A 26,730-nucleotide genomic window follows, 5' to 3' on the forward strand; every position below is an offset into this window, starting at 1 on the left:
CTAAACAGCCACACCCTCAAACGCCGAGACAAAGGGCAGGCCCTTGCGCCTGCCCGTCCAGCCCACGACGATGAGGGCACTGGCAGCCTCATGGTGACGCTGGGCGAGCGCCCACGACTTGCAATCGATCGCTGCGACATCGGCACGGCCTGACGCCACCGCTTCGATGGACAGGCGGTGGCCGCCCGTCTCGACAAGGCGCGCGAACAGGTCGAACCCCTCGCCCCGCAACGCCAGGTCGCGCTCGATGGCGAGATAGCCCGACATGGAATCAGGGCTGTTGAAGGCAAGACGCTTGCCGCGCAGGCGATCCACCGGCAGGACCGGTTCGCCGCCGCGCGGTGCCGGAACCGCCAGCCCCTCGCCCCGGCGCATGACAAGCGCGCTGGAATAAAGCGCCTCGTCGCCGCCCGCCACGCCGGAATAGTCGTCCTGCCCCGCCACATGCACATGGGCGGCAAGGCCGAGCTCCATCGGTCCCCAGCACGTCTGGGCGAGCAGGAGCGCCGGATGGCGCCACAGCGTCGGCAGATCAAGTTCGTGGGGCGGCAGCGTCGCGGGATCGGGCGCAATCACCGCGCCCGAGGCATCGCGGATACCGCCGGGAACGGGCGGCAGGTCGCCATTGCGCCGCGTCAGGTAATCCGGCGCGTCAAAACCTTTGGCCCGCAGCCTGTCGCGCAGGACAAGCCACTGCGCATCCACTTCGGCGCGGCGTTCCGGCCAATCATACATCGGCAAAGCTGCAATAGGGATCATGCGGGAATGTTACTCTGTCGGAGGCTCGGCGGGAATAGGCACGCTGGTGCCGCCCTGCAGGGAAATGCCGTGGCGGCGCGGATGGAAAGCCCGGGCCGTCGCCGGTTCGCGCCGCAGCACCGGATGCACGACCTCTTCCTTGCTGCGGAAAGCATAGGCGCGCAGGATCTCGAAATAGTTGCGGAAGACGTAGCCGCCATTCATGGCTTTCCACTCTTCACGTTGCTCGCTGTAGAGCTTCGGCAGCTTGTACCACGGAACGGTCGGCCGCTTGTGATGGACGAAATGCAGGTTGTTGTTGAGGAACAGCAGCGCCAGCGGCGATTTCTCGACAATGATCGTGCGGCCATCCGGACGCTCGGACCATTGATGCTCGCAATAGGTGCGGATGGCGATGATCGACAACCCCGCATAGGCCGCAGTCACGGCATAGAGCCAAAGCGGAATGCCGAATGCCAGCAACAGCGCAACCAGAACGACCAGCCCTGCAGCGTGCGACAACCACGCATTGCGGACCTTGCGGTCGCCGCCCGAAATCAGCCTGGCCTCGCTGATAAGAAAGCCGATCACCATGAGAACCGGCCCGATGACAACCCGGCCAATGAGCGTATTGTTCCAGCGCAGCAGGGTTTTCAGAGCGCCCGGCAGTTTGTCCCAGTCGCCCAGCGCCCGGTAATAGCTCTCCGGATCGTCATAGGGATCGGTCAGCCGTTCATCCGCATGGTGCTTCAGGTGCAGATGCTTGTAGCGGCGATAGGGATAGAACAGGCCGAGCGGCAGGGAGACGAGAAGCTCGTTCAGCCAGCCGCTGCGTGTGGGATGTCCGTGCAGAGCTTCGTGCTGCAGCGAGGAGTGAAACGCCACTGCCACCGCCATCAGCGCCAGAGCCGCGAACGGCATGGCGGGATAGAGGTATGCGCCGGCTGCGAACCACAGTCCGTAGCAGACGAGCATCAAGCCAATGGTTGGCCATTCGATGCCGGGGTGTTTGCGTTCCCGGCCGGTTTTGTCAGTTGGTTCTGCTGTATGTGCTTCTGATTCCATGATTTTCATGGTCTCACTGTCCAAAACTGTCAGCAATGATATTATTGTGAGAAACCGTTGATTTTGCGCACCAAATCTTGCATTTGTTGTACTCAGTAAACAAAGGAGCGGGAAAATGGACAAACGCGATCTGTCGCGCCTGTTTCAGGAGCGGATCAGGAGCCTGCTCAACCGCAGCGGCGACAACCAGTCATCCTTCGCAGCGGCGGTCGGCATCGACCGCTCCGCCCTCTCCCAGCTCCTATCCGGCCAGTCCACCCGCCTGCCGCGCGTCGAAACGCTGCTCAACATTGCCGAACGTTATGCCGTGTCGCTGGACTGGCTGCTGGGCCTCAGCCAGGACGAGGGCATCATCGGCGAACTGCGCGCCAGCATGGAGATCGAGGAGGGTGTCGACGGGTTCGAGCGGACGCTGCTGGTGCGCTGGCATGCGGAAGCCTCGGGCAGCAAGATCCGCTATGTCCCGGCCCGCATTCCCGATCTTCTGCGCACCCAGGCGGTGATTGCCTACGAGACATCGCTGGTGCACCGCGACCCCGTCACCCAGATCGCCGAAACCGCGTTCCGGCTGGACTACAACCGCCAGCCCGGCACGGACATGGAAGTGTGCATGCCCTACCAGACCCTGCGCGATTTCGCCAAGGGCGGCGGCATATGGGGCGACCTGTCCCGCGATATCCGGGAAGAACAGTTGCAGCAGATGAGCGTCCTCATCGACGAGCTCTACCCGTCCTTCCGGCTCTATCTGTTCGACGGGCGCGAGCGCTTCTCCGTGCCCTACACGGTCTTTGGTCCCTACCGCGCCGCGATCTTCGTCGGCGAGATGTATCTTGTCCTCAACACCACGGAAGCTGTCCTGACCATGCAGCGACATTTCGACGGGCTGATCCGTGTGGCAAAGATCAACGCGCACGAGGTCGCCGCCTATATTTCCACGCTCAAGGCCGAATGATGCGGCAGCACTTGTCGCAAATGAAGATTGACCACATATAAAGACTTCCTTATATCGTTATCTAAATAGCACCATAGGAACGCGCCATGACCACAGCCAATCCGCTTGCCGAACTTCTTGCTGAAAAAGGTGTCCTTTTGGCTGATGGCGCGACGGGCACGAACCTGTTCGCATCGGGTCTTGAGGCGGGTGAAGCCCCGGAACTGTGGAATGAAGCCCAGCCGGAAAAGATTCTTGCCCTGCATCAGGGCTTTGTCGATGCCGGGGCTGACATCATCCTCACCAATTCCTTCGGCGGCACGCGGCATCGCCTGAAACTGCATCACGCGCAGGACCGTGTGTTCGAGCTGAACAAGAAGGCCGCCGAACTCGCGCGCGCCATCGCCGACAAGGCCGGGCGCAAGGTGATTGTCGCCGGATCGGTCGGACCGACGGGCGAACTGCTGGTGCCGCTTGGCGCACTGACCGAAGAGGACGCCGTTGCCGCCTTCACCGAACAGCTGGAAGGCCTGAAGGCCGGCGGCGTCGATGTGGCCTGGATCGAAACCATGTCGGCGCCCGGTGAAATCCGTGCCGCTGCCGAAGCGGCCGTCAAGGTCGGCCTGCCCTATGTCTACACCGGCTCGTTCGATACGGCGGGGAAGACCATGATGGGCCTGCCGCCGAAGGATATTCACGCCGTCGTCGATGGACTTGCCGCGCGCCCTGTCGCCGTCGGCGCCAATTGCGGTGTCGGCGCCTCGGATATTCTCGCTTCGCTGCTCGACATGTCGGAGGCCGATCCGCAGGCCACCATCGTCATCAAGGGCAATTGCGGCATTCCGGAATTCCGCGGCGCGGAGATTTTCTATTCCGGCACGCCGGAGCTCATGGCCAATTATGCGCATATGGCAATTGACGGCGGCGCAAAAATCATCGGCGGCTGCTGCGGCACCTCGTTCGTGCATCTGGCTGCCATGCGCAAGGCGCTCGACAGCCATGTCAGCGGCATCAGGCCGACGGTAGAGACCATCATCGAAACCATCGGGCCAATGCGCAACAAGCTTTCCGCCCATGCCGATGACCTGCCCAAGCGCGAGCGCCGCGGCCGCCGGGGCTGAAATCACGCCATTTGAGGCCGTGTGGTGGTGCGTGGTTCGACAAGCTCACCATGAGGGAAGTGGTTTGATTGCAGCCCACAAATCTCCCTCATGGTGAGCCTGTCGAACCACGCACAATGATTCTGCAATCCTTCGAGACAAAAATGGCCGGGAAATCCCGGCCATTTGCTTTTCGGCAATGCAACAAACCTATTTCTTAGCTTCCAGCGCATCGGCCAACCGCACCAGCGACAGAAATTCGCTGCGATAGCCGAAGGCATCATCGCCGCGCGATCCCGCGCCGAGCCTGGCGATATCGGCATAGCTGTAGCTCGCCAGGCTATCCGTCCCGCGCAGCTTCTGACCGAAGGCGGCAACGGCCGTCGAGAACCGCACATCGTCCGATGCGGCCGCCGAAACCTCATTGGCCTTGGTCACGGGCGTCGTGATCAGCTTGCTCACATCCTCGTTCGGCAGCTTGTAGCGGATCTTGAAGAAGGCGTATTCGTCCGATCCCGCTTTCGTATCGGCAGTTGCTGCATTCGGCTTGGCGTAGCGCAGGTCGTCGGTCAGCACCGCCGGACTGTTCTTCGGCGTGACCTCGTAAATGGCCGTCACCGTATGCCCCGAGCCGATTTCACCGGCATCGATGCGGTCATTGTTGAAATCCTCGCGCTTGAGGGCGCGGGTTTCGTAGCCGATCAGCCGGTATTCCGCGACGGTCGCCGGATTGAACTCGACCTGGATTTTCACATCCTTGGCAATCGGAAACAGCGTCGATGTCGCCTCCTGTACCAGCGTCTTTTCCGCTTCGGCCAGCGTATCGATATAGGCGGCGGTGCCATTGCCGTTCTGCGCCAGGACCTGCATCATCTCATCATTGTAATTGCCCTCGCCGAACCCGAAGACCGACAGGAACACACCGGATTTGCGCTCGTCCTCGATCAGTGTCTTCAGTTCCTCGTCGCTGGACTGGCCAACGTTAAAATCGCCGTCCGTGGCCAGCATCACGCGGTTGACGCCATCCTTGACGAAATTGGCCTTGGCAAGGCGATAGGCCTCCTTGATACCCGCTTCGCCCGCCGTCGACCCGCCCGCTTCCAGCCGATTCAATGCATCAAAGATCTTTGCCTTGTCCTTTACCTCCGTCGGTTCCAGCACGGTCCCGGCATTGCCCGCATAGGTCACGATGGACACCTTGTCCTTGGGATCGAGCTTGCCCACCAGCATGTGGAAGGCGGATTTCAGCAGCGGCAGCTTGTCCGGCTCGTCCATCGATCCCGAGACATCGATCAGGAACACCAGATTGGCGCGCGGCTTTTCCGCCGGGACGACATCATAGCCCTTGATGCCGATATGCATCAGCTTGGTGTTCTGGTTCCATGGCGTGGGCGTCACGGTGATCGTGGTGTTGAACGGCGTCTCGCGGCTCTGCGGCCCTTTCCAGTCATAGGGGAAATAATTGATCATCTCCTCGACGCGCACGCTGTCCGGATCGGGCAAGGCACCGTCCTTCAGCGAACGGCGCACCATGGCATAGGATGCCGTGTCCACATCGATCGAGAATGTCGACACCGGATCATCGGCCACGCGCTTGACCGGATTGGTGTCGAACCGCTGGACCCGGTCGCCCGAGGGTTGCTGCGGGGCAATGCTGTCCTGCGCCATTTCCACGGCGGGTGCAGGCATGGGCGCCATCGCTACCGGCTTTTCGGCAGCCGTACCTGCCTGCCCGACGGTTTTCGAACTGCTGAGTGCCTCGATCTGCCTGGCAAGCGGCGCCTGCTTGACGGCTGGCTGAGACGGCGCAGCCGGTTCGACCATTGGCAGGGGTTGCGGCTGCACGGGTTTCGGCTCGTCGACCTGCGGCGGCTGCGCTCCTATCATGGCGGGAGCCTGCTGATTTCCAGCCAGCATGCGCGGATCGTGCATCATGGTCCAGGAGATGTACCCCGCGACCGGCAGGATCAGCAGGCCGCCGAGGGCCGATGTCGTCAGCAGCAATTTCTTTTCCATCGTTTCACTCCACAATTGGGTTGCGATGGAACTGAGACGCCGGATGATTCCGCTTCCTTGGGTCTGCACTGCGGTTTTTTTCGCATCGGCATCGTCGAACGCCCGCATGGCCGCCTGCAGGGCGGCGCGCCTGGCTGCATCGGCAGGCGGTGGCGGCGTCATACGGCGGAGCCGGTTCAGGTCTTGATCGTTGGTCATGTCTAAAAGCCCTCCGGCGCGCGCAGGATGCGCTTCAGCCGTTTCTTGGCATCGTGGATGTGCCACGAAACCGTGGCTTCGGCGCAATCCAGCACTTCGGCTGCGTGCGCATGATTCAAGCCCTCCCCATAGACCAGCAGGACGGCATCCGCGGTCTTGTCAGGCAATGTCTTGACCGCCGCCCACAGGGCGGTCACGTCATCATCCCCGGCATCGGGAGGCGGAGCGTCACTCAGCAGTTCGCGGTGATAGGCCTCGGCCTTGCGCTTTTCGCGCGCATGGCGGCGCAGGTGATCACGCGCGGCATTCAGCGTCATCCGGTAGAGCCAGGTGCGCAAGTGCCCCTCGCCGCGCCATTGCCGGATGGCGCTGCCGAGCTTGATGCAGACATCCTGCGCGATATCCTCCGCATCGTTGCGGTTGCCCGACCAGCGCCAAGCGATGCGGTGGATGAAGACATAGTTCTGCTCGATCAGGAGCCCGAATGCGCTGCGGTTCCCTGCCCGCGCCTGCGCCACAAGGGTTGAACTATCCGCCGTGTCATCCGTCAAACCGGAAATATCCAAAATGCCTGTCACCCTGTTCATCGCAGCTTTGACGATGCGACGGCGTCAATCCTTGGGTGAAAAAATGCAATCAATCAAAATATTTTTTGGCTGACGTCAGGCGGCGGCAAACGCCGCCATGTGAAAGCGCTGCTGGTCCGCCGTATAGGCGTGTTCACGGCCCACGGGACAGGCCAGCCGGGCAAGACACCCGCCATCCATGCAAAGCGCGCCTTCCGGCACTGCCAGGTGACTGCGGCAGCGGCCCACAGCGAAGCGCGCACCGTCGAAGGCATCGACCGGACAGGCGTGCAGGCAGGGCTTTTCGATGCAGCTATCGCAGGGATGGTTGTTCAACGGGACAGCGGGAAAACCGATTGCCCTGTCAAACAGCAGCGCCCCGCGAAACGCCTGCCAGAGCCCATATTCGGGATGAATCAGCAGCCCCAGTGGCGATGCCGACAGGCCTTCCGCCCGCTTCGCCCATTGCTGGAAGGGCAGATAGGGCTTGTCCGACGGAAACACCGCCTGCCCGTCCAGTTCGACTGCGACACGCGTCAGCACCGCCTTGGACCATGCATCCAGCGGATCGGGCTGATCGCTGTGCGACTGCCGCCATCGTGCAAAATGCGGCCAGATCGATGAACCGAAATGGCCGATGAGCACCACGCTGCGCGCTGCAGCGCCGTGGTGCAGGCCGGGTGCCGCCTCACCGGGTCCAAACACGAAACCGCCGCGCGGAACGAGACCATGCGGTTCCAGCGCGGCGGTGATCTGGTCAAGGAACGGATCGGCAAAGCTCATCCGGGGCCCGGACCTTTGACAGCAGAGGCCCAGACTTCCTGATGGATCAGATTGGCCACTTTAGCCCGGCCGTCTTCGGGCTTCTTTCAGGTGAATGCGTCGGGCATCGACGCCTTCTTCTTGGCGATGAATTCCTTGAGCGATTCGTCGATGGCCGGATCGAGATAAGGCGCCTCGTAGCTTTCAAGCCAGCGCCGTGCCAGCTCGTTGCCGCGCTGGTCGGCACGTTTTTCGCCTTCGGCCAGCCACTGCTCGTAGGAATTGTTGTCGGCAATGTTCGAGCGGTAGAACGCCGTCTGGAAATTCGCCTGCGTGTGGTCGCAGCCGAGATAATGGCTGCCCGGGCCCACCTGGCGGATCGCGTCCATGGCCTGGCCGTTCTCCGAGAGGTCGACGCCTTCGGCGAATTTCTGCGCCATGCCGAGCTGGTCGATGTCCATCATGAACTTTTCATAGGAGGACACGAGACCGCCCTCGAGCCAGCCGGCCGAATGCAGCACGAAATTCGTCCCGGCCAGCAGCGTCGAGTTCAGTGTATTGGCGCTTTCATAGGCCGCCTGCGCATCGGAAACCTTCGAGGCGCACAGCGAACCGCCGGTGCGGAACGGCAGTCCGAGACGCCGTGCCAGCTGTGCCGCGCCGTAGGAGACGAGCGAAGGTTCCGGCGTGCCGAATGTCGGCGCGCCCGACTGCATCGAAATCGACGAGGCGAAGGTGCCGAAAATCACCGGAGCGCCCGGACGGATCAGCTGGGTGAAGGACGCACCGGCCAGCACTTCCGCCAGAACCTGCGTCAACGTGCCGGCGACGGTCACCGGGCTCATCGCGCCGGCAAGAATGAACGGCGTGACGATGCAGGCCTGGTTGTTGCGGGCATAGACCTTCAGCGCACCGACCATCGTTTCGTCGAAGACCATCGGCGAGTTCGCATTGATCAGGCTGGTCAGGACCGTGTTCTGGTCGAGATAGTCCTCGCCGAACACCAGCTTGCACATGGCAATCGTGTCTTCCGCGCGCTCGGGCGCGGTGACCGAGCCCATGAACGGCTTGTCGGAATATTTGATGTGCGCATAGATCATGTCGAGATGGCGCTTGTTGACGGGCACATCCACCGGCTCGCACACGGTTCCGCCGGAATGGTGGATCGACGGCGCCATATAGGCGAGCTTCACGAAATTGTTGAAGTCCTCGATGGTCGCGTAGCGGCGGTTGCCGTCGAGATCGCGCACGAAGGGCGGGCCGTAGACCGGTGCGAACACCGTGGCCTTGCCACCGATCTGTACGGACCGTTCGGGATTGCGCGCATACTGCGTGTAGACCGAAGGCGCGGTTTTCAAAAGCGACCGGGGAAGCCCCTTGGGGAAATGCACCCGCTCGCCTTTGACATCTGCACCGGCTTCGCGCCAGAGCTGCAGGGCTTCCGCATCGTCGCGGAACTCGATGCCGACTTCTTCAAGCACGGTATCGGCATTGGCTTCGATCAGCGCCAGCCCTTCCTCATCCAGCACTTCATATTCGCGAATCTTGCGCGTGATAAAGGTGAGCGACTTGCCCGGGCCGCCGCCGGAACGGGCGGCACGGCGTGCAGCAGCGCCTGCACCGGCACCGCGCCCGCGGCGTCCGCCGCTTTCTGCAGTGTCCACGGGTGCGTCGGCTGGCGTTTCCTGATTCATTTTCTCTCTCCAGGCGCTTGATGCGCGGATTGGTTCTTCGGTCATGACCTCAACACCCAAATCCTACCCGCGACACATATCGGGGCGTTCCCGTGTGCGTCAAACAATGGCGCATGGAAGACAAACAGACAGTCGTTTTCGTCATTTACGAGGTCGCATTTAAGCAATGCGTTTTCAGCAACTTGCCCGATATGTTAAGGGAATGCCAGTACCGGTACAAAGCTGTGCATAACGCTTGAGAGGAAGAACACCCATGGCCGACGATGAAATCATTCTTTCGGAGCTTTCGGACGACGAACTCGTCGAACAAATGCACGACGATCTGTACGACGGATTGAAGGAAGAAATCGAGGAAGGCACCAATATCCTGCTCGAGCGCGGCTGGGTCCCCTACAGGGTTTTGACCGAAGCCCTCGTCGAAGGCATGCGCATCGTCGGCGAGGATTTCCGCGACGGCATCCTCTTCGTGCCGGAAGTCCTGCTGTCGGCCAACGCGATGAAAGCCGGCATGTTCATCCTGCGCCCTCTTCTTGCCGCCACCGGCGCGCCGAAACAGGGCAAGCTCGTCATCGGCACGGTGAAGGGCGACATTCACGACATCGGCAAGAATCTCGTCGGCATGATGATGGAAGGCGCAGGCTTCGACGTCATTGACCTTGGCATCAACAACCCGGTCGAGAACTATCTCGCCGCCATCGAAGAGCACAAGCCCGACATTCTCGGCATGTCCGCCCTGCTGACGACGACGATGCCCTACATGAAGGTCGTCATCGACACGATGAAGGAAAAGGGCATTCGCGACGATTACGTCGTGCTGGTCGGCGGCGCTCCGCTCAACGAGGAATTCGGCAAGGCTGTCGGCGCCGACGCCTATTGCCGCGATGCGGCCGTGGCGGTGGAAACCGCCAAGGACTACATGAAGCGCAAGCACAACCAGATGTCCGGCGCCTGAACCGGAACAAAACGGCCGCATCCAAATGCGGCCGTTTTTCAAACATAATATGGGTTTGCTGAAATCGGCCTTCTCAGACCTGGGGATCAGTTGGCAGCTTTTACAACCCTGTGACCAGCGGACTGGGTCGCATTCACGGTATTGGCTGTATCTGCACCCATGCCGCGGATGGTGTTGGCGCAGCCGGCAAGAGCGACGACAGCAAGAACAGCGGCAATTGGTACAACGCGTGATAGTTTCATGGACAGGGTCTCCCGTTCTGATAGAATTTAATCAACGTTCGCATAACGCGATGGAGCGAAATCAGTTCCATGAATATAAGCCGGAACTCGAATAATACGCCGGAAAAGGTCCGGGTGATCGCCTGCGGCATGATTGCCCGCGAAATACTGGCCATCCGCGAGCAATTCGGCCTCGATCATATCGAACTGAAATGCCTGCCCGCCGTTTATCACCATTACCCCCAGAAAATCGCCCCATCGGTTGACCGGGCCATTGTACGGGCCAAGGCTGAAGGCATCAAGCGTATCTTCGTCGGCTATGCTGATTGCGGCACCGGCGGCCTGCTCGATCAGGTCTGCGCGAAGCATGGCGTGGAGCGAATCGAAGGGCCGCATTGCTTCTCGTTCTATGTCGGCAACGACGCCTTTGCCTCCCGATGGGAGGACGACATGACGTCGTTCTTCATGACCGACTTCCTTGCCCGGCATTTCCAGGCCTTCATGGTCAAGCCGCTTGGCCTCGACCGGCATCCGGAACTGCGCGACATGTATTTCGGCAATTACACCAAGATGATCTACCTCGCCCAGACCGACGACCCCAAACTCAATGCCAATGCGGAACGGGCGGCGGAATTTCTCGGCCTTGCCTATGAGCGGCGCTTTACCGCCTATGGCGATCTGGTCCCCGCCCTGACACGGGCGGCGGCACCCGCCGCGCCTTGACACTTCCCTTTCTGCCCCCAAATCGGCATGTTGCCTCCAACGGAATCGAATTCAAAGGACAGTTCCATGGTGTCTCGAAGCCTTTTTGCCGTCATGATCGGCCTGAGCATGCTGACCGCCGCCCATGCGGATGGCGCAATCACCAGGATCATCACCGCGTCTGACAGCAAGCGTCTCGAACAGTACGAGCAGACAAAGGCCAAGGCCCTGACGCAAGCCAGGGCGAGCGGGACTGCGGCGGATGTGCGCTTGGTCGATGACCTCTTGAAGCGGCCCGGCCTGCCGTTCAGCCAGGATTTCGACATGACCGGCAACTGGCAGTGCCGGACGATCAAGCTTGGCGGCATGGCCCCGGCGCTCGTCGTCTATGGCTGGTTCAAGTGCAAGGTCACCGATGACGGTTCGGGCTGGGCGCTGGAAAAGGTGACGGGCTCGCAGCGCACCAAGGGCCGGTTCTACACCGAAAGCGACACGCGCCTGACCTATCTCGGCACCGGTTATGTCGCGGATCAGAAACCGGTGAAATACGGCGCAGGTCCGAAAACCGACGAAGCCGGTTATGCCTACCGCACCGGCAAGAACGCCTTCCGCATCGAATTCCCGGCACCCTATTACGAATCCCTGCTCAACGTCATGGAATTCAAGCGCTGAAGGCGACGCATCATTGCAATGTCACCCCGGCCATTCATGGGGGGCCGGGGTTGAATACAGATATCCCGCTAAAATCCCTGTCGCAAAAGCAACAATGGTGCACGTCGCATTTGAGGGCGCGCACGTCGTGAGATAGCAAGCTTAACCCCTGATTTTCCGGCAAAACGGTCCTCGTTGGAGGATAAAGTGCATGGCCGATCTCATTGTCGTTTATTGGCGGGACATTCCTGCTCAGGTGACCGTCAAAAAAGGACGCCAGGCCGCAAAACGTGAACTTCCTCTTCGATTTACTGAGGCCATCGACATGTGTGCGATGCGCATAGGCGCCAGGGATTCGGACGCCTATCTGGCAGAATGGCGCCGGGGAACACCGGTGCCGGTGAGTGACGATCTGGACGCGGAGGCTGATGCAGCCCTCGCCCGTATCGACAGCGAATATCATCGGGAGCGCCTTGTAGCGCTGGTAAAGGCAGGCGGACATGACAATTCATGAATTGAAAGCAAAGCCAATGACAAAGATCGCAGCATCCATCGAAGTGGCCGCGCGCCAGGCGATTGACTCACAGGACCTGCCGGGTCTGTTTCCGGAAGGGACGCGTGTTTACATCACCGACATGGGCACCGATGGCGTGGACACGCTCACCGCTGCCGCCAAGCGCATTCATGATCTCGGCTACAAGCCTGTACCGCATTTCGCCTCCCGCCGCCTTGGAACACGGGCAGCCCTGGAAACCCGCATCCGCCGCGCCGCTGAAGAAGCAGGGGTGACCGACGTGCTGGTCATCGGCGGCGGCCTCGAACGGCAGGCCGGCGAGTTCTCCTCCACCATGGAAGTGCTGGAAACCGGCTTTTTCGACAAATACGGCATCACCGAGATGGGTGTTGCCGGCCATCCCGAAGGCAGCCCGGAGTTTTCCGAGGCCGTGGCACTGGAAGCCCTGCGCCTGAAGAAGAATTTCGGCGAGCGCACCGGCGCCCGCCTGCGCGTGGTCACGCAGTTCGGTTTCGACGCCGAGCGTTTCATCCGCTATGCCGAATCCCTGCGCGAACATGGCGTTGATCTGCCCGTGCATCTCGGCGTTGCCGGTCCGGCCAAGATCACCACGCTGATCAAATATGCCGCCATGTGCGGCGTTGGCAACTCAATCAGCTTCCTGAAGAAGAACGCCCTGTCGCTGACAGCGCTCGCCACCAGCCATTCGCCGGAAGGCGTGGTCGGCCCGATCGAGCAGCACGTCATCAACAGCCCGGCTTCCGCCATCAAGCAGATCCACATTTTCCCGTTCGGCGGCCTGAAGAAGTCCTCCGAATGGCTGGTCGACCGCGGCTCCTGGAATGTCGCATCGGCACAATACGCATCCGCAGCATCCAACTAAGGATTTCCTGAATGACCCGCACGATCGTTGCTTCGGCGACCAGAGAAATCATCATCGGATTTGACCAGCCCTTCTGCGTGATCGGCGAGCGCATCAATCCGACCGGCCGCAAGAAACTCGCAGCCGAGATGATCGAAGGCAATTTCGACACGGTCATCAAGGACGCGCTGGAGCAGGTTGCTGCCGGCGCGACCATGCTCGACGTCAATGCGGGCGTCACCGCGGTCGATCCCAATGCGACGGAACCGGGCCTTCTCGTCAAGACCCTGGAAATCGTGCAGAACCTCGTCGACGTTCCCCTGTCCATCGACAGTTCGGTCACCGCCGCCATCGAAGCGGCACTGAAGGTTGCCAAGGGCCGCCCGCTGGTCAATTCCGTCACCGGCGAAGAGGAAAAGCTTGAAGCCATCCTGCCGCTGATCAAGAAATACAACGTTCCCGTCGTCGCCATCTCGAACGACGAGACCGGCATTTCCATGGACCCGGATGTGCGTTTCGCCGTTGCCAAGAAGATCGTGCAGCGCGCCGCCGATTTCGGTATTCCGGCGCATGACATCGTTGTCGATCCGCTGGTCATGCCCATCGGCGCGCTCGGCGATGCGGGCCGTCAGGTTTTCGCACTGCTGCGCCGCCTGCGCGAGGAACTGAAGGTCAACACCACCTGCGGCCTGTCCAACATCTCCTTCGGCCTGCCGCATCGCCACGGCATCAATGCCGGGTTCATTCCCATGGTGATCGGCGCGGGCATGACATCGGCGATCATGAATCCCTGCCGTCCGCAGGAAATGGAAGCGGTGCACGCGGCCAACGTCCTCAACGGCACCGACGCCAACTGCACTTACTGGATCAAGAAGTATCGTGACCACCAGCCGGCGGCGGCCGGGGCAGCGCCTGCTGTTTCGGTGCCAGCCGACGCCAATGGCGGCGCACGCCGGCGCGGTGGCCGTGAAGCGCGGCGCGGCGCGACGGGTTGATTGGTTTGGAATGCCACGCTATTGGCGGCATCAGCCATTGTGCGTGGTTCGTGGTTCGACAAGCTCACCATGAGGGAGGGAGTGGATTGCAGGGAGCCTTATTCCGCGCCGTTCGCGATTGGCATTGCAACCAAACCACCTCCCTCATGGTGAGCTTGTCGAACCACGAACCACGCATAATGGCATTGCAGGCGAATGGCATGCGGGACTTGGAGCATTGATCGTGGACGCACCCGTGAAAGACAGTGAAGCATCGGCAAAGGACGCACTTGTCCTGTTCATGCCATCGGGCAAGCGCGGGCATTTTCCGGTCGGCACGACCGTGCTGGAAGCAGCGCGGACCCTGGGTGTCTATGTGGAAAGCGTCTGCGGCGGGCGCGGCATCTGCGGGCGCTGCCAGATCGACGTGCAGGAAGGCCGTTTTGCCAAGCACGGCATCACCTCCTCCAACGACCACATCTCCGAATTCGGCCCCAAGGAAAAGCGTTACGCCGAAAAGCGCGACCTGAAGGACGGCCGCCGTCTTTCCTGCTCGGCCACCATTCTCGGCGATCTCGTTGTCGACGTGCCGCAGGACGTGCAGGTCAATGCGCAGGTCGTGCGCAAGGATGCCGATACGCGCATCATCGAGCGCAATCCCGCCGTGCACATGTGCTATGTCGAGGTGGAAGAGCCCGACATGCACAAGCCGCTCGGCGATCTCGACCGCCTGAAGGCCGCGCTGGAAAAGGAATGGGGCATCCGCAATCTCGACGTGGACGCCTATCTCCTGCCGCAGATCCAGAAAATCCTGCGCAAGGGCGAATGGTCGGTGACCGCCGCCATCCACCACGACGAGGAAACATCGCGGCCGGTGATGATCGGCCTGTGGCCGGGCCTGAAGAACGAGGCCTATGGCATCGCCTGCGATATCGGCTCCACCACCATCGCCATGCACCTGTCGTCGCTGTTGTCGGTGCGCACCATTGCCTCGGCCGGAACATCCAACCCGCAGATCCGCTTCGGCGAAGACCTGATGAGCCGCGTCTCCTACGTCATGATGAACCCGGACGGCCGCGAAGGCATGACCAATGCGGTGCGCGAAGCCATCAATGAACTGATCGGCAGGGTCTGTGCCGAGGGCAATGTGGCGCGCGAAGACATTCTCGATGCGGTCTTTGTCGGCAATCCGATCATGCACCACCTCTTCCTCGGCATTGACCCCACGGAACTGGGCGGCGCGCCCTTTGCGCTTGCCGTGTCCGGTGCGGTGCATCTGAAAGCCAGTGAAATCGGCCTTGCCATGAATCCCGGCTCGCGGGTCTACATGCTGCCCTGCATCGCCGGCCATGTCGGCGCCGACGCCGCTGCGGCGACGCTCGCGGAAGGTCCGCACCGGCAGGACGAGATGATGCTGCTCGTCGATGTCGGCACCAATGCCGAAATCGTGCTCGGCAACCGCCAGCGCACGGTTGCCGCCTCCTCCCCGACCGGCCCTGCCTTCGAAGGCGCGGAAATATCCGGCGGCCAGCGCGCCGCGCCCGGCGCCATCGAACGCGTACGCATCGATCCGGTGACGCTGGAGCCGCGCTTCCGCGTCATCGGCACGGAACAATGGTCCGATGAGGCAGGCTTTGCCGAAGCGGTGCAGGCCAGCGGCATCACCGGCATTTGCGGCTCGGCCATCATCGAAGTCGTCGCGGAAATGTACCTTTCCGGTATTATTTCCGAAGACGGCGTGGTGGATGGCAGCCTTGCCGCCAAATCACCGCGCATCCGCCCAACGGGCCGCACCTTCTCCTATCTGCTGCATGAGGGGTCGCCGACCATCATCATCACGCAGAATGACGTGCGGGCGATCCAGCTGGCCAAGGCCGCGCTCTATGCCGGCGTCAAGCTGCTGATGGACAAGCAGGGCATCGACCATGTCGACCAGATCCGCTTTGCCGGAGCCTTCGGCTCCTTCATCGACCCGAAATACGCCATGGTGCTCGGGCTCATCCCCGATTGCGACCTCGACAAGGTGAAGGCCGTCGGCAATGCGGCGGGCACAGGCGCGCGCATGGCGCTGCTCAACCGCGACTACCGCCGCGAGATCGAAGACACCGTCACCCGCATCGAAAAGATCGAGACGGCGCTGGAGCCAAAATTCCAGGAGCACTTCGTCTATGCCATGGCGATGCCCAACAAGGTCGACCCCTTCCCCAAGCTGTCGCTGGCCGTCACCCTGCCGCCGCGCAAGAATGTCGGTGAGGATGGCCAGGCGGGCGACGCCACGCCGCGCCGCCGCTCACGCGAGGACAGGGCCGCCCGCCGGTCGCGTGAATAAATCCAGTCGCTTGAGTTTGCCGCGCGGGGAAATTCCGCTATCAACATCCACCATGATTGATTCCGGACCTGTTTTCCCATGATTGCCTGCTTTGACATCGGTGGCTCGGCCATCAAGGGTGCAATGGCCTATGCGCCCGAAGACATACGGCCCCTGCCCAAAGTGCCGACGCCCCTGCATGATTTCGACGCCTTTGCCGGTGCCATCGAAAAAATAGCGGCGGATGGCGGCGCCGATCCGACATCGCTGATCTCGATTTCCATCGCCGGGGTTGTCGACGCCGACAGCGGCAGGATCACCTGCGCCAATATTCCCTGCATCCATAACCGTCCGCTGGTAAAGGACCTCAGCGAGAAACTCGGCCGTCCGGTGCTTGTCGCCAATGATGCCGACTGCTTTGCCCTGTCGGAAGCCGTTGTGGGCGCCGGACGCGGCCACCGCGTGGTGTTCGGCATCATTCTTGGCACCGGCGTCGGCGGCGGGCTGGTCATCAACGGCAAGATCCATGAAGGTGCCGGCGGTTTTGCCGGGGAATGGGGCCATGGCCCGATTTCCGCGACCTGGGCAGGCAATCCGCCCATCGCCATTCCGCGCTATGCCTGCGGCTGCGGCCAGGTGGGCTGTGTCGACGCGGTGGGCGCGGCGCGCGGCATGGAGCGGCTGCATGCCCATATCCACGGTGTCGACCTGCCGAGCACCGAAATCATTGACGCCTGGAACAGAGGCGACGCGGCGGCCGAGCGCACCATCGACTGCTACATCGATATCGTCAGCGGCCCGCTGGCCATGACGCTCAATGTTCTCGGCGCATCGGTTGTGCCCGTCGGCGGCGGCCTCGCCAATGCCGTTCCGCTGATCGAGCGGCTGGACCGGGCGGTGCGTGACCGCATCCTGTGGAAGACCGGCAAACCGCTGGTCATCCCCGGCGAATTGAAAATCGAACCCGGCCTGATCGGTGCCGGGGTTCTCGGATTGATGGGCGAAACAAAATGAGCGGCATTCTCCTGGAAGTCTGCGTCGATGATTCCAACGGCCTTGCCGCTGCGATAACAGGCGGCGCCGACCGGGTGGAACTGTGCTCGGCGCTGGAACTTGGCGGATTGACGCCGACACCGGGCCTGATCGGCCAGGCGATTGCCTCACCCATTCCGATCTATGCGATGATCCGCCCGCGCCCCGGCAATTTCGTTTTCGGTGAAGCCGATATCGATGCCATGCTGCGGGAAATCGACATGATCCGCAGTGCGGGCCTTGCCGGCGTCGTTCTCGGCGCGAACCACGCCAATGGCAGCCTCGACCATGCCACGCTGGAACGCCTCATGCGCAATTGCGACGGGCTGGGCGTGACGCTGCACCGGGCCTTCGATCTCGTGCCGGACCTTGGCGAAGCGGTTGAAACCGCTGTCGGACTGGGTTTCGAGCGCATTCTCACATCCGGTCGGATGCCGACCTCGGCGCAGGGGATCGGCGATCTGGAAACGACCTTCGCTTTCGCCGCCGGGCGGATCAGGATCATGCCCGGCTCCGGCGTGAATATCGGCAATGCGGACACACTCCTGCAGCGCATTCCGTTCCGGGAAATCCATTCCTCCTGCGCGGTTCCGGCAGAACCGGTCAGCGCCGCCGCGCAGCGGCTCGGTTTCGAAACCGCCACGCAGAAACGCACCAGTGTTGAGCTGGTCAAGGCGTTGAAAGCTTTTTGCCTCGCGCGTTGAGGTGTTGGTTGATTTGACACCCCCCTCTGGGCTTCCGCCCATCTCCCCCACAAGGGGGGAGATCACATCGACATCAACGCTTTAGCCGACTTTGCAATGTTTCAGAACTGATCGAAACAGGAGTAAAGGCTGATCTCCCCCCTTGTGGGGGAGATGCCCGGCAGGGCAGAGGGGGGTGAAAATATCACCGCCTTAAAGCTTGCCCGTCCGCTCATAGCCTTCAAAATACACCCGGAGATGCTGGGCGACGGCTTTGACATGCGCGCCCGCATTCTTGGCCACCAGCATACCGAGTTTCGATTCGCCGAGCGGCGGCAGACCGTGTTCTGCGCCGAGTTCGACCATGTTGTCCTCAAGCAGGAATTTTGAAAACGGTGCCACGGCCAGATCAGCCACGATGGCGGCGCGCTGCCCCATCGTATGGGCGCTCATATAGGCGACGCGATAGTCCCTGCCGGCGCTTTCCAGCGCGCTGATGGCATTGGCGCGCCAGATGCAGCCCTCTTCCCACATGGACAGCGGCAGCGGATTGCGCTCATGCGCCGTGCCGCATTTCGCACCGGCCCAGATGATATCCTCGGTCATCAGAACTTCGATCTCGTCGAGCTTTGCCAGCGTTTCATTGACATTGACCAGCGTCACATCGAGCCTTTGCTCGTCGAGCCGCTTGCGCAGGCTGTTGCTCTGGTCGATGACCACATCCACCGTCACATCCGGGTGCGATTCGGCAAAGCGCTTGAGCACGAAGGGCAGCACCTTTTCGCCGACATCATCAGGTGCGCCCAGCCGTACCACGCCGGAAACCGTCGGCGTGATGAACTTGGCAACGGTTTCGCGGTTGAGCGCCAGCATGCGCCGGGCATAACCCAGCAGAAGCTCGCCGCTCGGCGTCAGCTTGACCGACCGCGCGTCACGCTCGAGCAGCACATGCCCCAGCGTCTCCTCCAGTTTCTTGATCTGCATGGACACTGCCGAGGGCGTGCGGAACACCGCATTGGCGGCGCTGGAAAAGCTGCCGGTTTCGGCAATCATGGCAAAGGTACGCAAGACGTCGAGATCGAGGATGGGAATGGGGTGCTGCATCGGTGCGGACATTGCGGCGTCTCCTTGATCAATTTTTCTGAACTATAGTGTTCTCTAATTTCGTTTGATTGAACATCAACTTGGGCAGATAGTCAAGATCACAGAACGGGCAGGCCGCAGAAAATGGCCGCCTGAAGCAAAAGGAGCAACAAAATGAGTGCCTGCAATGACCATTACATCGAACATCGAGCCAGCTTGAGCGAACGTCTGTTCGCCGCCGTAAGCCGCACGGCCGGAACCGTGGCATCGATCGCGGAAGCCTCGCGCAACACCATTGTCCGGCAGCGGCGTCTGCGGGCGACGGAAGCCGCGCTGGACAGCCTGCCGGAAAATATCCGTTTCGATATCGGCTGGCCGGATCTATATGAACGTCAGATCGCGGCGGGCAATGACATCAACCGTACGCACCAATAAATCATGAAAATGCAAGTGTAAGGGAGCAGACCGGGCCGCGTCTGCTCCCTTTACCATGCGCTCTACCTGCGCTTTTGCGACACAGGCAGGCACCCTTCCCTTTAGAATAATTCTATGGTTCTATCAGAAAAAAAGCTTAAGAGACCACGCCTGTAATTTGAAGACTCTACTTCAGGTGCGACATGGCCTCGTAGTAAAAAACGGGAACCTAGAGACATCATGAACCAGACGGGCCTCAACAAGCGGTCTTTTGTTTTTTTCCTCGTGCCGAACTTTTCGATGATCGCCTTTGCGACGGCCATCGAACCGCTCCGCATTGCCAATCGCATGCTCGGCTACGAGGCCTATCGCTGGCGCCTGGCGTCGGTGGACGGCAAGCCCGTCACAGCCTCCAACGGCGTCGAATGCGCCGCCAATTCCTCGCTTGAGGATGAGCGCCGCTTCCTGACCGGCGAAGACCGCCCGTCCATGGTGTTCGTCTGCTCCGGCGTGCATGTGGAAAAATTCCAGAACAAGTCGGTCTATGCCTGGCTGCGCGAAGAGTTCAACCGCGGCGTGGCCGTCGGCGGCCTGTGCACCGGCGCACATATCCTCGCCGCCGCCGGACTGCTCTCGGGCAAGCGCTGCGCTATCCACTGGGAAAACCTGCCCGGTTTTGCCGAATCGTTTCCGAAGGCCGATGTCTATGCCGACCTCTTCGAAGTCGACGGCAACATCTATACCTGCGCCGGAGGCACAGCAGCCCTCGACATGATGCTGAAGCTGATCGGCGACGATTTCGGCGACAACATCGTCAACCGCGTCTGCGAACAGGCGCTGACCGACCGGGTCCGCAGCCCGCATGACCGCCAGCGCCTGCCCTTGCGTGCCCGCCTCGGCGTGCAGAATTCCAAGGTTCTGACCATCATCGAACTGATGGAGGCACGGCTTTCCGAACCACTGTCGCTGATCGAGATTGCCGACCATGTCGGCCTGTCGCGCCGCCAGATCGAGCGCCTGTTCCGCCAGGAAATGGGCCGGTCCCCGGCGCGCTACTATCTGGAGATCCGGCTCGACCGTGCCCGCCACCTGCTGATCCAGTCGTCCATGCCCATCGTGGAAGTCGCGGTCGCCTGCGGGTTCGTGTCGGCCTCGCATTTCTCCAAATGCTACCGTGAACTCTACGGCCGCTCACCGCAGCAGGAACGGGCCGACCGCAAGCAGCTGATGGCCGCTTAAGCCAGTCGGGATAGACCGCAACTCTGCAGTGCGTGGTTCGACAAGCTCACCATGAGGAAAATGGAGGATTGCAGTGAGCACTATTCTGCAAGGTTTGTGATTGATCTTGCGCCAAACCACCTCCCTCATGGTGAGCTTGTCGAACCACGCACAACCCAAAAGAAATGGCGCCCGTTCAGGCGCCATTTTCATTTCTCCATGCAAGCGGAACCGGCTTAAGCCCTGAGGCGCTCGTTCTCCGTATCGAAAGGCGCTTCCGGAATGACCGTCGCCTTGTGCGTCTTGCCGAGAATCTTGATCTCGAGCTGCGTGCCGAGTGCCGAATAGTCCGGCTTGACCATGGCGAGCGCCAGGCTCTTGCCCAGGCGCCAGCCATAACCGCCATGCGTCGCACGGCCGATGAGCTGGCCATTGGCGTAGATCGGCTCGCTGCCGCGGGCATCGACATCCGATACACCGGGGACATGCACTTCGAGCGTGACGAAATTCCACTTCAGGCCATCCTCGCGGGCCTTCACAACGGCATCGCGGCCGATGAAATCACCCTTGTTGGGATGAACGAAACGGTCAAGGCCGCTTTCGAAGGCATTGTATTCGATCGAGAGTTCGCGCGGGATCAGGCGATAGGACTTTTCCACCGCCATTGCCGTCATCGCACGGATGCCGAACGGCTTGATGCCGAATTCCGCACCGGCTTCGAGCAGCAGGTCATAAATGGTGTTCTGCTGTTCAATGGGGTGATGCAGTTCCCAGCCGAGCTCACCGACAAAGTTGACGCGCAGGGCATGGGCCGTGGCCGTGCCGACGCTGATTTCCTTGCCCGACAGCCAGGGGAAGGCTTCGTTGGACAGGTCCGCACGGGTGATCTTCTGCAGAACCTCACGGCTCTTGGGCCCCGCAAGCACCAGCACGCCATACATCTGCGTGATCGGGCGGAGGGTTACCGAGCCGTCCGTCGGCAGGAGTTTGACCAGATAATCATGATCATGGTTCTCGTAAGCACCGGCGGATACCAGATAGAACTTGCCGGGCGCCCATTCATAGACCGTGAATTCGGAGCGCACCCCGCCCTGCTTGGTCAGGAGGTGGCACAGCGCAATGCGTCCCTGCTTCTTGGGAATGCGGTTGGCCAGAATGGAATCGAGCCATTCGCGCGCACCGGGGCCTGTTACTTCCATCTTGGCAAAGGCCGACATGTCGAGCAGGCCGACATTGCTGGTGACGTTCTTGATCTCGTTGCCGACATGTTCAAAGTAGTTCGAACGATGGAAGGACCAGAGTTCCTTCACCTTGCCGTCCTTGTCCGGCTTCGGATGGTTGTGGTTGAGCAGCACATCCGGCTTGTCCAGCTTGGCGACCTCAAGGCCATAGCCCTGTGGTGCAAACCAGTTGGCGCGCTCCCAGCCATAGACGGTGCCGAACACGGCGCCGAGCGCCTTCTGGCGGTCATAGGAGGGCGAACGCTTGAGCGGACGGGCCGCGCTGCGCTCTTCATCCGGGTAGTGCACGGAGAACACCTCGGCATAGGCTTCCTCGTTCTTTTCCTTGAGGTAGCCTTCCGTCGCATAGGGGCCGAAGCGGCGCGGATCGACGCCCATCATGTCGATGGAGGGCTCGCCCTCGACAATCCATTCGGCCAGCTGCCAGCCGGCGCCGCCAGCGGCGGTGACGCCGAAGGAATGGCCTTCATTGAGCCAGAAATTCTTCAGGCGCGGCGCTGGGCCGATGATGGGCGAGCCGTCCGGCGTATAGGCGATGGCGCCGTTATAGACCTTCTTGATGCCGACTTCGCCAAAAGCGGGAACGCGGGCAATGGCGGTTTCGATATAGGGTTCGAGCCGGTCGAGATCCTCCTGGAACAGCTCGTACTCGCTGGCATCGGACGGGCCGTCGACATAGCAGACAGGCGCACCTTTTTCATATGGTCCGAGCAAAAGGCCGCCGTTTTCCTCACGCATGTACCAGGACGAATCGCTCTCGCGCAGCACGCCCATCTCCGGCAGGCCCTTGGCCTTGCGCTCGAGAATGGCCGGATGCGGCTCGGTGACGATGTACTGGTGCTCTACCGGAATGACCGGCACGTCGAGGCCGACCATCTTGCCGGTCTTGCGGGCAAAATTGCCGGTCGCCGAGACGACGTGTTCGGCAGTGATATCACCCTTGTCGGTCTTGACGAGCCACTCGCCCGAGGGCAGCTGCTCGATGCCGAGAACCGTGGTGTAGCGATAGATGGTTGCACCGCGATCGCGCGCGCCCTTGGCAAGCGCCTGCGTCAGGTCGGCCGGCTGGATATAGCCGTCTTCCGGATGCTGGATGGCGCCGAGAACGCCGTCCATTTCCGCCAGCGGCCAGATTTCCTTGACCTGTTCCGGCGTCAAAAGCTTGACCGGCACGCCGATCGTCTCGGCGACACCGGCATAATACATATATTCGTCCCAGCGGTCCTTGGTGCGGGCGAGACGGATGTTGCTGCAATTGGTGAAGCCGACATTCATGCCGGTTTCCTCTTGCAGCTCCTGATAGAATTTCACGGAGTATTTGTGGATCTGGCCGACGGAATAGCTCATGTTGAACAGCGGCAGCAGCCCGGCCGCATGCCAGGTCGAGCCGGAGGTCAGTTCCTTGCGCTCGATGAGCACGACATCGCTCCAGCCCTTCTTGGCCAGATGATAGAGTGTCGACACACCCACCACACCACCGCCGATCACAACTACACGCGCTTGGGTCTTCATTTCATTCTATCCTCTGATATCAATCGGTGGTCAGGCGGCACGCGCCATTTTCTGCACTATGCCGTTCGCACTGTCCATTGCTAAGGCCTGTTTGCGACATGGCCAAAACATGCCGCGACGCGCGGCAAACTGGCTGCGGTTTGTGCGAATTTCCGATCAAGGCAAGGGAATGATCTGCCGCTTCTCGCATGGGAGCGACACCCTGAAAACGAACAGGCCCGAACTGTTTTGCACAGTCCGGGCCTTTATCTCAGCAATCGGCGGTGGCCGGGTTACTTGATCGAAACCTTGCCGCCCTTGATTTCGATGGTTTCCGCGCCGGTCAGGGCTTCGCGGTCACCATTGGGAAAGGTGACGAAACAGCCGCCGCTGCAAAATTCAACCGTGTCTCCGGCTGCAACCTGCAGCTGGGTCTTGCTCGACCCTTCGGTGACGACGATGGTCTGTGCGCTGGCATCGCTGTTCTTCAGGCTGGCGGCAAATGCGGGTCCGGCCAGAATAGTGCTCGTAAGAATGACAACTGCAAACTTGTTCATATCACCCCGGTGCTTCCACCGCCCCTGTTGCCTCGGGCTCAACTGGCCCTTTTCGACACCAGTTATAACGGGGTGAAACTGAACGGCAACTGAACGCCCCGTTATTTTTCCGTGATTTAGACGAAAGTGGGGCACTGGCCCCGCACACCGCGTCTCAGGACTTGGTCGTCTTCTTCACCGGCGCTTTCAGCTCCGCCTTCACCCGCTCGGTGATCATCTGCACGATCGCATCCGCGTCATCGAGGTGGATATTGACGTCGCGCTGCGGGAACGGAATTTCGATCCCCTCCTCGGCAAACCGGTCGACCAGCGCAAAGCGGATTTCATTCTGCACGGTGCCGGAATTCGACAGGTCAGCCAGATGCACCCGCATCTCGAAATCCATTCTGGAATCGCCCAGCGCCTTGAACTGCACGAAGGGCTCCGGATTTTTTAGGACAAGCGGATGGCTGCGGGCAATGTCCATCAGGATGGCATGCACGCGGCGCGGATCGACCTTGTAGGAAACGCCGATCGGAATTTCCACGCGCCCCAGCTTGTTGCGGTGGGTCCAGTTGCCGACATTGCCGTTGATGAAGGACGAGTTGGGAATGATGATCGACTGGCGCTGGAAGGTTTCCACCTCGGTCGCGCGCACGCTGATCTTCTTGACAATGCCGCCGACGCCGCTGGTTTCGATCCAGTCGCCGACCTTGAAGGGACGCTCAGCGAGCAGGATCAGGCCGGAGACGAAGTTGGAGACGATCGCCTGCATGCCGAAACCGATACCGAGCGACAGACCGCCGGCCACCAGCGCGAGGCTGGAGAGATTGATGCCCGCCGCCGAGATGCCGATGAGCCCGGCCATGCCGAGGCCGAGATAGCCGACCGCCGTGCGGATCGAGTTGCGCACGCCCGAATCCAGCTTGCCGCGCGCCATGACCCGCACATCCAGCCAGCCCTGGAACCAGCGTGTGAAGAAATAGAACAGCGCGAAGAGCAGGATGCCGACGGCAATGGCCACCAGCGAGATCGTCACCGAACCGATCTGGAAACCGGTGGCTATGGTGAGGAACCAGACCGTCATCTCACTCCACTGGAAGCCCCAGAGCAGCAGGATCACCGGAATACCGAGGAGAAGCACGAAAATATTGATGATGATGCTGGCGATCAGGCCAAGCTGATCGAGTGTCGAGTCGTCAATGCCGAAGCGCTTCTGCACTGTGCTGCCGAGCACCGTGCCGCCCAATGCATTCTCGTCGGCCACCGCGCGCGCCGTGAGGAAGCCCAGATACATCGTCACGAGCACAGCGCCATTGATGACGATCTGCTGCGAGACGAAACGGGCAAAACCGATATAGCCCAGCAGCGCGGCGATGATCGGAATGAGGCCGATGGCATAAAGGAACAGCCGCAGCGGCCTTGGCCAGCGCCGGGCTTCGCCGGTTTCCTCATTCTCGAGCGGTTTGAGAAATGCCATGGCGAGGATCAGCAGCCCGACCAGAACCGTTGCAAACAGGCTCTTGGCCACCGTCAGCGACAGGGGTGAGGATGCAATCTGGTTGACCGTATTGGCGAGATAATCGAGCCCCGTGATCGTCGCCGTGGCCGTGACCAGAACCATGAGAATGCGGCCCGGACGCGGTGCAACGCGCACGAGACGCCAGTTGGGGGCGCCCGGGCAAATGACGGCCTGGGCCAGCGCATGCACGAAATAGACGATGCCGATCACCGAAAACAGCGTGTAGATCAGCGACGCGATATCCGGCCGCAGCACATTGAAGTAGCCGAGGAAAAAGTAGGTCGTGGCCAGGAATACGCCGACGGTCACCGACCGCATCAGGGTCGACCAGAAGGCCACCGCCAGGCGGCTCAGATAGGAGGGTTCTTCAACCGCCGGATCGCGCAGATAGAGATGCCCCAGCAACCGCTGGCCGCCGATAAGAAGCACCAGCGCGGTTATCGCGGCAAAGAAGGCGGCGGCCAGCAGGGACTGCCATTTGAAGGTGATGACGAAGCGCCACCAGGACGAAATGAGCTGGTTCATCGTGCCCATTTCCCGGCCATAGGCGTCGATGACTTCGCTGCCGAGGGAATAGTTGATGTCGACGCGCTGCGACAATGTATTGGCAAAAAGCTCGCGCCGGGCATCGCCGATCGCATCGATCATCTTGTTGACTTCGAGCAGCTGGTCTTCGGTTTCGCCGAGAACCGCGTTGATCTCGGCCTTTTCCGTCGTCAGGCGGGTGCGTTCATCCGTGACGATCTTCGCTTCGGCCGGCTGCCCCTGCGCGGGCGGTGCGCCCAGCTGTTCCAGACGGGCATTGATCTCGGTGATGCGCGGCCGGAACGAAACGCCGATATCCAGCAGTTTCTTGGCGCTCGCTTCCAGATCGAGGCGCAGATTGGCAAGCGCCGCGTCGGCATCGGCCTTCTGCTTGAATTTCTGTTCATAGGTCGAGATCTGCTTCTTCAGCGCATCGATGGCCGGGCGCTGTTCGGCGACGATGTTCGATTTGACGGCGGGCGCCGGCGCCGGCGCCACGGGTGCCGGCTCCGCTGCGGCGGGCGCAGGCTCCGGTGCCGGGGCTGGTGCGGGCGATGTGGCGGCCGGGGCTGGCGCCGGGGTCTGCGCCAAAGCCAGTTGCACCGGGGCCGCCAGAAACAGAACGGCGGCAATCGTCAGAAGAATCTGCCGAAGGAAAGATGAGATCACGGGTTCAGATCCATTTATGAACAGTTTGCTTCGTCGATTTGCCCGTTCATGTCGGCACAATC

The 26,730-nt window shown here is 61.2% G+C and carries 24 protein-coding genes; 13 read left to right on the forward strand and 11 right to left on the reverse strand.

What is annotated here, in order from left to right; genetic code table 11:
• Together ACIQWS_RS11195 and ACIQWS_RS11200 are read right to left on the reverse strand one after the other, a co-directional pair.
• A complete protein-coding gene (locus ACIQWS_RS11195; RefSeq protein WP_403176589.1) occupies positions 1-759 on the reverse strand; it encodes a phosphate/phosphite/phosphonate ABC transporter substrate-binding protein in 759 nt (252 codons plus the stop codon).
• Positions 760-768: 9 nt separating this feature from the next.
• Positions 769-1,803, reverse strand: coding sequence for a fatty acid desaturase (locus tag ACIQWS_RS11200; protein ID WP_403177736.1), 1,035 nt, complete (start codon positions 1,801-1,803; stop codon positions 769-771).
• Positions 1,804-1,918: 115 nt separating this feature from the next.
• Between ACIQWS_RS11200 and ACIQWS_RS11205 the strand changes: the two genes are divergently transcribed.
• On the forward strand, positions 1,919-2,755 hold the full coding sequence (locus ACIQWS_RS11205) for a helix-turn-helix domain-containing protein (protein ID WP_223612830.1): 837 nt from the start codon (positions 1,919-1,921) through the stop codon (positions 2,753-2,755).
• Between the two features lie 86 nt (positions 2,756-2,841).
• Positions 2,842-3,855, forward strand: coding sequence for a betaine--homocysteine S-methyltransferase (bmt, locus tag ACIQWS_RS11210; protein WP_223612829.1), 1,014 nt, complete (start codon positions 2,842-2,844; stop codon positions 3,853-3,855).
• A gap of 189 nt (positions 3,856-4,044) precedes the next feature.
• Here bmt and ACIQWS_RS11215 read toward each other — a convergent pair whose 3' ends face one another.
• The 4 genes from ACIQWS_RS11215 to ACIQWS_RS11230 form a co-directional block, all read right to left on the reverse strand.
• Positions 4,045-6,048 carry a von Willebrand factor type A domain-containing protein gene (locus ACIQWS_RS11215; protein ID WP_403176594.1) on the reverse strand — a complete coding sequence of 668 codons (2,004 nt, stop codon included), beginning with the start codon at positions 6,046-6,048 and terminating at the stop codon, positions 4,045-4,047.
• A gap of 2 nt (positions 6,049-6,050) precedes the next feature.
• On the reverse strand, positions 6,051-6,626 hold the full coding sequence (locus ACIQWS_RS11220; protein WP_403176597.1) for an RNA polymerase sigma factor: 576 nt from the start codon (positions 6,624-6,626) through the stop codon (positions 6,051-6,053).
• 84 nt (positions 6,627-6,710) lie between these two features.
• Positions 6,711-7,397 carry a hypothetical protein gene (locus ACIQWS_RS11225; RefSeq protein ID WP_403176599.1) on the reverse strand — a complete coding sequence of 229 codons (687 nt, stop codon included), beginning with the start codon at positions 7,395-7,397 and terminating at the stop codon, positions 6,711-6,713.
• 86 nt (positions 7,398-7,483) lie between these two features.
• The gene (locus ACIQWS_RS11230; protein ID WP_346306714.1) at positions 7,484-9,070 is read right to left on the reverse strand and encodes a trimethylamine methyltransferase family protein; all 1,587 of its coding nucleotides are present in this window, start codon (positions 9,068-9,070) and stop codon (positions 7,484-7,486) included.
• Between the two features lie 253 nt (positions 9,071-9,323).
• Between ACIQWS_RS11230 and ACIQWS_RS11235 the strand changes: the two genes are divergently transcribed.
• Positions 9,324-10,022, forward strand: a complete 699-nt coding sequence (locus ACIQWS_RS11235; protein ID WP_091877729.1) for a B12-binding domain-containing protein — start codon at positions 9,324-9,326, stop codon at positions 10,020-10,022.
• Positions 10,023-10,108: 86 nt separating this feature from the next.
• Here ACIQWS_RS11235 and ACIQWS_RS11240 read toward each other — a convergent pair whose 3' ends face one another.
• On the reverse strand, positions 10,109-10,264 hold the full coding sequence (locus ACIQWS_RS11240; RefSeq protein ID WP_223612824.1) for an entericidin: 156 nt from the start codon (positions 10,262-10,264) through the stop codon (positions 10,109-10,111).
• 69 nt (positions 10,265-10,333) lie between these two features.
• Between ACIQWS_RS11240 and ACIQWS_RS11245 the strand changes: the two genes are divergently transcribed.
• The 8 genes from ACIQWS_RS11245 (at position 10,334) to ACIQWS_RS11280 (ending at position 17,990) form a co-directional block, all read left to right on the forward strand.
• Complete coding sequence (locus ACIQWS_RS11245) at positions 10,334-10,966, forward strand: DUF1638 domain-containing protein (RefSeq protein ID WP_403176604.1); 633 nt, start codon at positions 10,334-10,336, stop codon at positions 10,964-10,966.
• A 66-nt stretch (positions 10,967-11,032) separates the two neighbouring features.
• A complete protein-coding gene (locus tag ACIQWS_RS11250) occupies positions 11,033-11,617 on the forward strand; it encodes a DUF4893 domain-containing protein (RefSeq protein ID WP_403176607.1) in 585 nt (194 codons plus the stop codon).
• 190 nt (positions 11,618-11,807) lie between these two features.
• Positions 11,808-12,110, forward strand: coding sequence for a virulence factor (locus ACIQWS_RS11255; RefSeq protein WP_091877734.1), 303 nt, complete (start codon positions 11,808-11,810; stop codon positions 12,108-12,110).
• Positions 12,111-12,126: 16 nt separating this feature from the next.
• Complete coding sequence (locus ACIQWS_RS11260) at positions 12,127-12,993, forward strand: methylenetetrahydrofolate reductase (protein ID WP_223612821.1); 867 nt, start codon at positions 12,127-12,129, stop codon at positions 12,991-12,993.
• Positions 12,994-13,004: 11 nt separating this feature from the next.
• Positions 13,005-13,967 carry a methyltetrahydrofolate cobalamin methyltransferase gene (locus ACIQWS_RS11265; protein WP_346306709.1) on the forward strand — a complete coding sequence of 321 codons (963 nt, stop codon included), beginning with the start codon at positions 13,005-13,007 and terminating at the stop codon, positions 13,965-13,967.
• A 280-nt stretch (positions 13,968-14,247) separates the two neighbouring features.
• Positions 14,248-16,275, forward strand: a complete 2,028-nt coding sequence (locus tag ACIQWS_RS11270) for an ASKHA domain-containing protein (RefSeq protein ID WP_403177739.1) — start codon at positions 14,248-14,250, stop codon at positions 16,273-16,275.
• Between the two features lie 78 nt (positions 16,276-16,353).
• Complete coding sequence (locus ACIQWS_RS11275) at positions 16,354-17,268, forward strand: ROK family protein (RefSeq protein WP_403176614.1); 915 nt, start codon at positions 16,354-16,356, stop codon at positions 17,266-17,268.
• A complete protein-coding gene (locus ACIQWS_RS11280) occupies positions 17,265-17,990 on the forward strand; it encodes a copper homeostasis protein CutC (RefSeq protein ID WP_403176621.1) in 726 nt (241 codons plus the stop codon). Before ACIQWS_RS11275 ends, ACIQWS_RS11280 begins: the two co-directional genes overlap by 4 nt.
• Before the next feature lie 192 nt (positions 17,991-18,182).
• Here the strand turns inward: ACIQWS_RS11280 and ACIQWS_RS11285 are convergent, their stop codons facing one another.
• Positions 18,183-19,085: a LysR family transcriptional regulator gene (locus ACIQWS_RS11285; protein WP_105732281.1), complete on the reverse strand. Its 903-nt coding sequence runs from the start codon at positions 19,083-19,085 to the stop codon at positions 18,183-18,185.
• A 141-nt stretch (positions 19,086-19,226) separates the two neighbouring features.
• Between ACIQWS_RS11285 and ACIQWS_RS11290 the strand changes: the two genes are divergently transcribed.
• Together ACIQWS_RS11290 and ACIQWS_RS11295 are read left to right on the forward strand one after the other, a co-directional pair.
• Positions 19,227-19,487 carry a hypothetical protein gene (locus tag ACIQWS_RS11290; protein WP_403176626.1) on the forward strand — a complete coding sequence of 87 codons (261 nt, stop codon included), beginning with the start codon at positions 19,227-19,229 and terminating at the stop codon, positions 19,485-19,487.
• Between the two features lie 219 nt (positions 19,488-19,706).
• A complete protein-coding gene (locus ACIQWS_RS11295; RefSeq protein WP_182549277.1) occupies positions 19,707-20,705 on the forward strand; it encodes a GlxA family transcriptional regulator in 999 nt (332 codons plus the stop codon).
• A 215-nt stretch (positions 20,706-20,920) separates the two neighbouring features.
• Here ACIQWS_RS11295 and ACIQWS_RS11300 read toward each other — a convergent pair whose 3' ends face one another.
• The 3 genes from ACIQWS_RS11300 to ACIQWS_RS11310 all read right to left on the reverse strand — a co-directional run bounded on the left by ACIQWS_RS11300 (position 20,921) and on the right by ACIQWS_RS11310 (position 26,668).
• Positions 20,921-23,437, reverse strand: a complete 2,517-nt coding sequence (locus ACIQWS_RS11300; protein ID WP_403176631.1) for an FAD-dependent oxidoreductase — start codon at positions 23,435-23,437, stop codon at positions 20,921-20,923.
• A gap of 272 nt (positions 23,438-23,709) precedes the next feature.
• Entirely contained in the window at positions 23,710-23,973 is a 264-nt protein-coding gene (locus ACIQWS_RS11305) for a hypothetical protein (RefSeq protein ID WP_223612814.1), read from the reverse strand.
• Positions 23,974-24,127: 154 nt separating this feature from the next.
• Entirely contained in the window at positions 24,128-26,668 is a 2,541-nt protein-coding gene (locus ACIQWS_RS11310; protein ID WP_403176634.1) for a mechanosensitive ion channel family protein, read from the reverse strand.
• Positions 26,669-26,730: the final 62 nt, after the last annotated feature.

Origin of the sequence: Phyllobacterium sp. NPDC097923 (assembly GCF_044760925.1) — a bacterium.
Classification (GTDB): Bacteria; Pseudomonadota; Alphaproteobacteria; order Rhizobiales; family Rhizobiaceae; genus Phyllobacterium; species Phyllobacterium calauticae.